We start from the raw sequence: 9,753 nt of genomic DNA, 5'->3' as shown, positions 1-9,753 counted from the left end.
CGTTACTCACCCGTCCGCCACTAAGAATATACAATCATCTGCCGAAGCTTCTGAAGCGTATATTCTCCGTTCGACTTGCATGTGTTAGGCACGCCGCCAGCGTTCATCCTGAGCCAGGATCGAACTCTCACGTTTAAAAGTTTGATCAGGCTAGAACTTAAGCTTGGCTTTTGTTCTGTCCGTTATTTACTAAATCTTTGTTCTGAATAAATTCTCTTGGAATTTTTCAGGGTTGCATTACTGTTTATTTGTCAAGGTGCTTTGTTGTTGTGCTCTTCAGCAGCAACTCATTTAGTATATCGCAGCTTCAGATGTTTGTCAACAACTTTTTTAAATTATTTTTTCGACTTTCTGAATTGTTCAGTTGTCGAAAATCCGCTTATTTACTGAGGTTGTCCCCTCCGCAGCGGGTAAGACAAAGTATAGCACTACTCATTTTACAATGCAACACTTTTTTTAATTATTTATAAAACTTTTAGTAAAAGCCTCATAAATACTGGTGTAGAGCTGCATCAGAACCACTATCGTACTGGATATTATCTCAAGGTCTGTCACATATTCTATTAAATATATGATTGCAGCAGCTTCTACTGCGCCAAGAACTGCACCGAGGAATCTGTCCATTGCTCCAAATATTGGCACGTTCCTCATCTTTTTAAAAGCATCTCCTATAGCAGTCATGATCTTATAAACCAAAAACGCTACCAGCAAATAACCTATCTTTGGAATTATCACACCGTAATTCTGATTAAGCACACTTCCCGCGATATTAGCCACGTAGTAAACAGACACAAATGCCGCCAAAACAGCAATAAGGCCTGCAGCTTCCGCAAACAGGCCATTATTTTTACCATATGATATTCTCCAAAGAAACAGGCAGACAACAACTATTGTCAAAACCACTTGTGAAATATCAAAATTCATATTAAATCCTTACTTTAAAGTATAAGTATCAACACTGTCCGCTGTCACAAGTATAAACTTGTTTCTTAGATTTGTTGGTACCAGTGTTCTAACAGGTTCTTCAAAAACACCTGCAAACTTGTCATGTCCGTTCATATCCTTAATAACGCACTCATCCTCGTTATAGATGATGATCTGCTTATTGCTAAATATGATCTCCGAATAATCAATATCAAAGTATGAGGTAAGCGCCAGTTCTCCTGATGCGTTATAAACCTGAAGTCTGTATGTTCCATCTTCTGTGCTGTTAGAGAAAACAAGTCCAACATATGAATCGTTAAAATACACAGATCGTACCTGTTCACTTCCTGTAAAGCTCTCACTGAGACTAACAGGCTTTTCTTCTCCGGAATAGAACATTATCCTGTCATCCGAAACAGCAAATGCAGATGAGGAATTCATAAACTGCACATAAGGAACAACAACTCCGGGATAGTCATAACCGCTTGCATAGTTATCAATTGAGTTCTGGCCTACCGAACCAAAGTTAAAAAACGCCACGCTTGTTTTAACTGTGCCATCTTCAGGATATATATAAGAAACGCAGACAAGTTCTCCGTTTGGAGATATGCTAACGCTTATAGGATATCCACTATCTTTCATGGTGGTCTTAAAGTTAGCTATGGCATTACCTTTAGAATCATACAGATATATCCACGTAACATCTGTTCCATCAAGTACTACTGCCACGATACCCTGGGCTGATACACAAAAATCCCTGATAGGGAGATTGGTATCAATCTCGCCCATTGCACCGCCAGAGCTGCTCACATAGATATTATGTCCGTTATAGTCTCCTACCGCCACGATATTCTGGCATGTATGAGCTATTGGATTCTGCATCTCATAGGTCTGATTCCAAAGGACTTTGCCGCTTTCGTCCATACAGCTGATACCATCTTTACTGTACTGGACTATGTTTCCGCCAAGGCCTATAACTTTGGCGTCAGCGCCATTTGTTATGCTGGCTCCCTGCGAAACAGTAGCTTCAGAATACTCCTTATCTCTCCAGCTTATATATATTGCAGCCACCAGCAAAATAACAATTGCTGCAACACTTACTGTTCTGAAAAAGACCGCCAGTTTATGGCTTCTGATCTTTTCTTTATATGAAGTCTCCCTTGTAAAAGATGTTTTATCATCTTCGGTATTATTTATTTTTCCGGCATAAGCGTTAAAATCTCTTACTTCCGCCAAAGCATTTCTCCGTTAACTAATAGATTATTTAGCAAAACTGATACACAGTCTCTGTATCATATTCCTTCTCAGGACCAAATACAGGCTGAGGGAATGATGGCTGGTTTATAGAATCAGGATAGAACTGTGTTTCCAGGCAAAAACCGTTTCTAGGTACATATGTTGCACCATCTTTTGCATTATTGGCCTTAAGGAAATTACCAACATAGAGCTGGAATCCTGGAAGTGTTGTAAAGCATTTCATAGTAATTCCTGTATCCGGAGAAGAAGCTACTGCAAACTCTTTGAGAGTGCCATCTGCTCCGTCCACTACAAAGTTGTGATCATATCCACCTACAAATTTAAGCTGTGCATTATCAGCATTTACATCTCTGCCGATTGTTTTTCCTTCTGTAAAATCAAATGGTGTTCCCTTTACTGAAGCAATCTCTCCTGTAGGAATTGCTGCTGAATCGATTACAGGTGTGTACTCGACAGCATTAAGTTTAAGTGTATGTTCAAGAATACTTCCTGAGTTGTGTCCACCAAGATTAAAGTATGAATGGTTTGTCATATTAATAAGTGTCTTTGCATCACTAGTAGCATGGTAATGAAGAGACAGCTCATTGTCTTTTGATAAAGAAACATTGAGCGTAAATACTCTGTTTCCTGAAAATCCCATATCGCCATCTGAAGACTCTAAAGTAAATTTAACTGAATTATCACTTTCTTCGCCCTTCCATACGCGCTTATGGAATCCCTTCTCCATATCTGTATGAAGATTGTTTGGTCCGTCATTAACAGGAAGACTGAACTCTCTTCCTTCTATACTATATTTTGCATTTGCTATTCTGTTAGCTGTTGGTCCGACTGTAGCTCCAAGGAAACAGTCATTTACAAAATAGCCCTCAAGATCTGCATATCCTAAGGCAACATCTACTTTATTGCCATTCTTATCAGGAACTATGATGTTTCTGATTATGCAGCCATAATCAAGCACAACAACTTCCATATTGTCGTTGCTGATATGATATGCGTGTACCTGCTCTCCACTAGGTGCATTTCCAACAAGTTCTTTTCTTACTCCCATGATTCTCCTCCATTTTAAGTGCGATTATAGTTCTGTTCTTCCCTCAAGCGCTCTTAAAAGTGTAACTTCATCAATATATTCAAGATCACCGCCAACCGGAACACCACTGGCAATCCTCGTAACCTTTATCCCCGTAGGTTTAACGAGTTTGCTTATATACATAGCAGTTGTTTCGCCTTCAAGGCTGGAATTGGTAGCAACGATAACTTCCTCTACATCTTCTGTCTGAAGTCTCTGCATTAGCTCCGTGAGACGTATGTCACCAGGGCCAATTCCCAGCATCGGTGAAATTGCTCCATGTAAAACATGATATACCCCTTCAAACTTTCCAGTCTTCTCATATGCTGCCAGATCTCTCGCATTTTCCACAACCATGATGGTCTTGTGGTCTCTGTTTGGATTGTTGCATATCGGGCAGATGTCATCATCTGTCAGGGTACAGCAAACTTTACAATAATGCACATTTTCACGTGCATTTGTTATTGAGTCTGCCAGCTTCTTAACCCTGTCTTTTGGAAGATTGATAATATAGAAAGCAAGCCTTTGTGCAGACTTGCCTCCTATTCCGGGCAATGAAGCCAGTTCGTCGATCAGTCGGTTAATATGTCCGCTGTATAGATCCATTAGAAAGGAAATCCTCCGCCAAGGCCACCTGTCATCTTGCCAAGCATAGCTCCACTTGCTTCTTCAGCCTGCTTCATTGCTTCGTTGACTGCTGCTACGATCATATCCTGAAGCATCTCTACATCATCAGGATCAACTGCATCAGGTGAGATAACGATGCTCTTTACTGTTTTGTTGCCAAATACAGTTGCCTCAACTGCACCGCCACCGGCTTTTGCTGTGAACTCTTTTGTCTCAAGCTCTTTCTGGCTTTCCTCCATCTGGCGCTGCATTCTCTGCGCCTGTTTCATAAGATTGCTCATGTTACCGGGCATTCCTCCGCCCGGAAATCCTCCGCGTTTTGCCATTTGTTAATTCTCCTTTTCTTCATCCTCAGTAACTATATCAAAATTTATAGCCTGTAGATTTACATAGTTTTCTTCAAATACAACCTGTGGCTCTATGAATCTGGTCTCAAATTCAACGTGTTTCCCAAGAGCCTGATCAAGCACATCCTGCAATTCCTCAGAGGATGTACCATTTGAATATTTATCTGATAACTGCTTATTGTCAAAGACAATCTGCAGAATATCGTTGTTGCCAAGACTTAACCTTGCTTTCTGAAGGTAAGTCTTCATAGGGTTTTCCATTCTGGCAAGTATCCTTGGCCAGTCATTTACAAGTCTTTTTATATCTTCAGGAACTGCTCTGTCCAGGGTTTTCTTTTGTCCCTGGGAAACAGGTTTTCCAGCCGGAGCTGCTGACGCGCCGGCCACAACAGCTACCTGACCTGACTGAATTCCTCTTAAAAGCTTGGTGTTCTCCTCATCGTGCTGCTCCAAAACTCTTAATCTGTCCTCAAGAGCATCTTCAGCTTTGTCCATCTGAGGTTTGCACATTTTTATCAATGTTATTTCTATTAATATACGTTTTTGTGTTGCATATCTAAGCTGTGATGACAGTTCGGAAAAAATCCTGATATATCTGAGGATCGTATCTGTATCCGCGCCTTCAGCCTGCTCTTTTAGCGCTTTCAGATTATCGGAAGAGATGTCGATAACATCCTCCATCTGATCTGATGCCTGAACAAGCATGAGGTTCCTAAGATACCAGACAAAATCATTTACAAACTGATTTAACTCTCTGCCCTGTATTACAATATCTGCCAAAATGGTAAGTGCCTCATTGGCATCCTGTCTGTAGAGGGCATTAAAAAGTCTGCTGAAAACTTCTGTATCAACAGCGCCAAGGACGCCAAGCACTTTGTCGTAGGTAAGCTCCTGCCCATAGTTAAAGGCAAGGCACTGATCCAGGAGACTAAGGGAGTCTCTCATGGATCCGTCAGCAGTTTTGGCGATGTATCTAAGAGCTCGTTCCTCCACTGTAATGCCTTCAGAATCCACAACTTCACGGAGCCTTCCCTCTATGGTATCTATGGTGATCCTGTGGAAGTCATATCTCTGACATCTGGACAAAATAGTGATAGGAATCTTTTGAACTTCTGTTGTAGCCAGAATGAACATAACATATGACGGCGGTTCCTCAAGTGTTTTGAGCAGGGCATTAAAAGCACCTGCTGAAAGCATGTGCACCTCGTCGATGATATAGACTTTTCTTTTACCCTTTGTTGGGGAGTAGGAAACCTCGTCGATGATCTCTCTGACGTTATCAACACCGTTGTTGGAAGCAGCGTCTATCTCTATGACATTCATGCTGTTTCCTGCTGCGATCTCCCTGCACATCTCGCATTCACCGCAAGGGCTTCCATCAACAGGATGCTCGCAGTTGACTGCCTTGGCAAGAATCTTCGCAACAGAAGTCTTACCTGTTCCGCGAGTTCCGCAGAACAGGTAAGCATGTCCAACTCTGTCAGATTTGATCTGATTCTTTAGTGTTGTAACTATATGATCCTGTCCTTTTACATCCTCAAAGACAGGAGGTCTGAATTTTCTGTAAAGAGCTACATAACCCATTTAAAATAACTTCCACCTATAACAAAACTTTTATAACAATTTAATCCCCAAAGCAGACACCAAGCATCTTGGCTTCTTTTATGATGCTGGCATCCGGTGATACATATTTAAGCTTTCCTGCTATTTCAGAAAGAGGAACCTTTACAATTTCTCTGTTCTTGTAAGCTACCATATAGCCAAATTCTTTATTGAGAATAAGCTGACCAGCCTCTGCGCCAAGTCTTGAAGCAAATACGCGGTCATATGGATCAGGAGCGCCGCCCCTCTGCATGTGGCCGGGAACAGTTACTCTTACTTCATGTCCGCTCTTTTTCTGGATAGCTTCTGCAATTTCGTATGAAACTGAAGGGTACTTGTAGTTTGCCATTTTTTCCTTGTACTCTTTTTTGGAAAGCTTGGCATCCTTCTTGGAGATTGCTCCTTCAGCAACCGCTATAATAGTAAATCTGCTGCCTCTTTTATCTCTTGCTTCTATGGCTTCGCAGATCTTGCCAATATCATAAGGGATCTCCGGTATCAGAATAACATCAGCTCCTCCTGCAAGTCCTGCATTGAGAGTAAGCCATCCAACCTTGTGTCCCATAACCTCTATGATAAATACACGGCCGTGAGAATCTGCTGTGGTATGTATGTTATCAATAACCTGTGTTGCAACGTCAACAGCGCTTTGGAAGCCAAAAGTCATATCAGTTCCCCAAAGATCATTGTCGATAGTCTTAGGGAGAGATACCACATTCAGTCCCTCTTCACTCAAGAGATTTGCTGTTTTCTGAGAACCATTGCCGCCCAGCACCACAAGGCAGTCAAGCTGCAGCTTGTAGTAGTTCTGCTTCATAGCCTCAACTTTATCAAGACCGTTCTCATCAGGCTCTCTGATTGTCTTAAAAGGTGTTCTGGAACTACCTAAAATAGTGCCACCCTTAGTCAGAATACCTGAAAAATCATGGGAAGTAAGCATCCTAAAATCGCCATAAATAAGGCCTTTATAGCCATTCTTAAAACCGTAAAACTCAACTTCCTCACCACTGTGCGCAATACACTTTACAACGCCGCGCATTGCTGCATTCAAAGCCTGACAGTCGCCACCGCTTGTCAACATACCGATTCTCATCATGTGAATGGGCCTCCTTTGAATAAATATGCTAAATTGCTATTTGTAATCGCACATATCAATGACAATTATACAAAAAAATGTAGTTAATGCCAAGTAATACGCGCGCCAGCTCCCATGCTATTTTCTAGTACTTTCTTCATCATCACGCTCATAAAATGTCACCGCAGAACCCGGAATCTTTTTACTCTCATAAGCGCAATTATCAGCTCTTTTGTATAACTCACCAAAAGAATACGAGTCAGTCGGGTAATAGATGGCAGCACCAACACTGATATCTATCTGTCTTCCTTCAAGTCTCTTAATATCCATGTCATGTACGCTGTCTATAAGACGTTTCATGATAAGTTCACCGTCTTCTTTGCTGAAAACGCCAGGCATGTAGGCTGCGTACTCATCACCGCCAAGTCTCATCACAATATCTTTTTCCCTAAACAGCCGCTTCATCCTCTCAGCTATCCCAACAAGTACTTCATCTCCTGTATCATGGCCAAAGTTATCATTTACAAGCTTGAATTTATCTACATCAAACAAGAAGAACATTCCACCGACATTTTTCTGTAGAAGTTCACGGATTTTTCTTTCTCCACTTCCTCTGTTATTGATCCCGGTGAGCTGATCAATTTCAGCAAGGTACTGGTACTTATCTCTTACGCGCTTTTCTTCATCGATTGCCTCAGTTGCGAATACTACGCTGGTGACATTCTCATCCTGATCTCTTTCCGCCACAAAGAATCTGGCACGATTCCAGACGTGATCGTAGTTCAGGAACTCTAAAGTAAGGGTCTGTTTGCCTGTCAGTCTATCATTCAATGACGAAAAATCCATAAACTCCCTCATCATCTCATATGATCTGTCTGCTACAAATTTACCCGTAACTTCCGCAACAGTTTCACGTGCGTGATAGCGCCCTTCCTCAAGAGTACTTGCAATGCTATAGTCCCTGCAAAAGATTATTTCAAGTTCGTCCTTATCCAGATCAATTCTTACAATTGTCTCGTAAATGTTCGCCACAGCGTTAAGGTCTCTGGCGTTGATAAAGGATTCATTGTCCTTATGGTACTTCCTTTGATTCAGGGCAAAAGAGATAATAAGCGCCAAAAAGAGCACCGCTCCCAGCAAGGATGCTGTCTTTTTCAGCTCATCCATCTCAGCATTGGCATCTGTAATGGTCAAAACGTTGAGATTATACAGTAAATGCCTCTGAGATATGATAAAGTCCTCATCGTTCCACCCATCGCTCCTAAGCTGATAGGTACTCTTTCCGCGATTATTTCTCCACGCGTTGTAAATTTCCCGTTGAAACTGGTCTTCTGATGCCGAGTAATCAACTCCCATTTCATCATCTTTGGAATTACAGATAACGACACCTTTATCGTCCATTATGAGAACTGTACGTGTCTCATCTTTCCCAATAAGCTTTGTTGTCATATCCTTAAAGGTAGCGTAATCAATAGCAAAAGCAATAACGCTCTCCCCATCGTCCAGTAGCTTACTTACTGTAATCACATAATCCTGGGTCCTAAGGTTATAATATGGGCCAACAAATGCATACCTTCCTGCATTTTTGACTGCCTCGGTATACCATAAACGCCCGATTGCATCGTAAGAACTATCCGGGTTCCAATTAACGCCATCCAAAAATTTCCCTTTGAATACTCCAAAGACACCTCTTGATCCTGTTTTTGTGGTTATTCCAAGGTTTTCAGATTCATATACAAGATAATCCCTGATTTCTTCCTCTGAAGCGCCTTTAGCCATCATGTATTCTGCCGAAGATGCGCAGGACTTAAGCGTATTATCGATATTACCCAGATATGTCAAAAAAGAGTCCGCTATATAACTGGTGGTTTTAGCACCTCTATACTCAATATTCTTCAGATATAGGTTTTCATAATTTGAATAAACCCAAAAGAAAGCCACTAGTATTATTACCGGCCAAAAGAAAAATGGGATTATTCTTATTATCTTTTTCTTGTTTAGCATAAACCCCCTTTATAAAAACGCACTTCTACACATACATTTTATAATGTTTTTACGCACACTTCTATAACAAAACGCTAATAAAAATCGAAACAAAATATAAACCAATCCATTGACGCTAGTTTGCTAAAAAAGTATAATAAAAACCGCTGCAGGTATTATGCAGCGGTCATATACGGAGTTGTACCCAAGTGGTTGAAGGGTCCGGATTCGAAATCCGGTAGGTCGGCTCGTCCGGCGCAGGGGTTCAAATCCCCTCAACTCCGCTTATATATTAAGTTCTTTTGGTGAGTATTATTCTTAGATACTATTTAGAGAGATCACCATCTCGGCAGCTTCAAGCATTGTTGTTCCCGAATTCATCGCACATTTCTGTAGATACTTATGTGCCTCAGGCTCAGTCATATGATGTCTTTCCATCAGTAGCTCTTTTGCCTTGGAGATAGTCTTTTTATCAGCTTCACTTTTATTCAGTCTTTTTTGTTTTGCTCTTTTACGGGAAAGAGTTACTCCCTCAATCATCATATTTATCGTAGAATAGAGATCTGCCTTGGAGAAAGGTGATGGCAAAAACATGAGTTTTTCTCCAAAATTGTCAAAGGGCGCTTTATCGGCGGAGGCAACCATGAGCATCTGAAAATACCCGGGAAGGTCCTCTGCAAGATCGGAATAGAGCATGTCACTTAAGCGGTAGCCACATACTATGACTCCGCTTCCCAGATCCTCCATGGCTGAAAGCGCCTTTACACCAGTTGTGCAGGCAATGACATTGTCATATCCGCCACGCAGCAATATGCTTTTTATGTTCTGAGCATCCTCAGGCTTTGCAAAAGCTACGATAATATTCACCCAAA

At 41.3% G+C, this 9,753-nt stretch carries 9 protein-coding genes, 1 tRNA gene and 1 rRNA gene; 1 reads left to right on the top strand and 10 read right to left on the bottom strand.

The genetic code is table 11. The features are described 5' to 3' along the window. The 9 genes from G585_RS0113830 to G585_RS19130 form a co-directional block, all read right to left on the bottom strand. Positions 1-135 (bottom strand): 16S ribosomal RNA (locus G585_RS0113830); the annotation flags it as partial. A 321-nt stretch (positions 136-456) separates the two neighbouring features. Beyond that, positions 457-924, bottom strand: coding sequence for a CvpA family protein (locus tag G585_RS0113825; RefSeq protein ID WP_022775785.1), 468 nt, complete (start codon positions 922-924; stop codon positions 457-459). Between the two features lie 9 nt (positions 925-933). After that, on the bottom strand, positions 934-2,160 hold the full coding sequence (locus G585_RS0113820) for a DUF5711 family protein (protein WP_022775784.1): 1,227 nt from the start codon (positions 2,158-2,160) through the stop codon (positions 934-936). A 28-nt stretch (positions 2,161-2,188) separates the two neighbouring features. Continuing rightward, the gene (locus G585_RS0113815) at positions 2,189-3,229 is read right to left on the bottom strand and encodes an aldose epimerase family protein (RefSeq protein ID WP_022775782.1); all 1,041 of its coding nucleotides are present in this window, start codon (positions 3,227-3,229) and stop codon (positions 2,189-2,191) included. Between the two features lie 24 nt (positions 3,230-3,253). Then, positions 3,254-3,853 carry a recombination mediator RecR gene (gene recR, locus G585_RS0113810; RefSeq protein WP_022775781.1) on the bottom strand — a complete coding sequence of 200 codons (600 nt, stop codon included), beginning with the start codon at positions 3,851-3,853 and terminating at the stop codon, positions 3,254-3,256. Beyond that, entirely contained in the window at positions 3,853-4,200 is a 348-nt protein-coding gene (locus G585_RS0113805) for a YbaB/EbfC family nucleoid-associated protein (RefSeq protein WP_022775780.1), read from the bottom strand. The genes recR and G585_RS0113805 overlap by 1 nt, the downstream gene beginning before the upstream one ends. Positions 4,201-4,203: 3 nt before the next feature. Continuing rightward, the gene (dnaX, locus tag G585_RS0113800; RefSeq protein ID WP_022775778.1) at positions 4,204-5,805 is read right to left on the bottom strand and encodes a DNA polymerase III subunit gamma/tau; all 1,602 of its coding nucleotides are present in this window, start codon (positions 5,803-5,805) and stop codon (positions 4,204-4,206) included. A 40-nt stretch (positions 5,806-5,845) separates the two neighbouring features. Then, complete coding sequence (locus G585_RS0113795; RefSeq protein WP_022775777.1) at positions 5,846-6,919, bottom strand: 6-phosphofructokinase; 1,074 nt, start codon at positions 6,917-6,919, stop codon at positions 5,846-5,848. A gap of 117 nt (positions 6,920-7,036) precedes the next feature. After that, positions 7,037-8,902, bottom strand: coding sequence for a sensor domain-containing diguanylate cyclase (locus tag G585_RS19130; RefSeq protein WP_022775776.1), 1,866 nt, complete (start codon positions 8,900-8,902; stop codon positions 7,037-7,039). 174 nt (positions 8,903-9,076) lie between these two features. On the opposite strand from G585_RS19130, the gene G585_RS0113785 reads away from it, so the two are divergent. Further along, positions 9,077-9,165: transfer RNA gene (locus G585_RS0113785), tRNA-Ser, on the top strand. 34 nt (positions 9,166-9,199) lie between these two features. Here G585_RS0113785 and G585_RS0113780 read toward each other — a convergent pair. Then, positions 9,200-9,748 carry an ANTAR domain-containing response regulator gene (locus tag G585_RS0113780; RefSeq protein ID WP_022775774.1) on the bottom strand — a complete coding sequence of 183 codons (549 nt, stop codon included), beginning with the start codon at positions 9,746-9,748 and terminating at the stop codon, positions 9,200-9,202. Positions 9,749-9,753 lie beyond the last annotated feature (5 nt).

This window comes from Butyrivibrio sp. AE2015, assembly GCF_000420825.1.
Lineage (GTDB): Bacteria > Bacillota > Clostridia > Lachnospirales > Lachnospiraceae > Butyrivibrio.
Note: the sequence above shows the minus strand (reverse complement) of the source record. Positions and strands in the feature narration are given on the sequence as shown.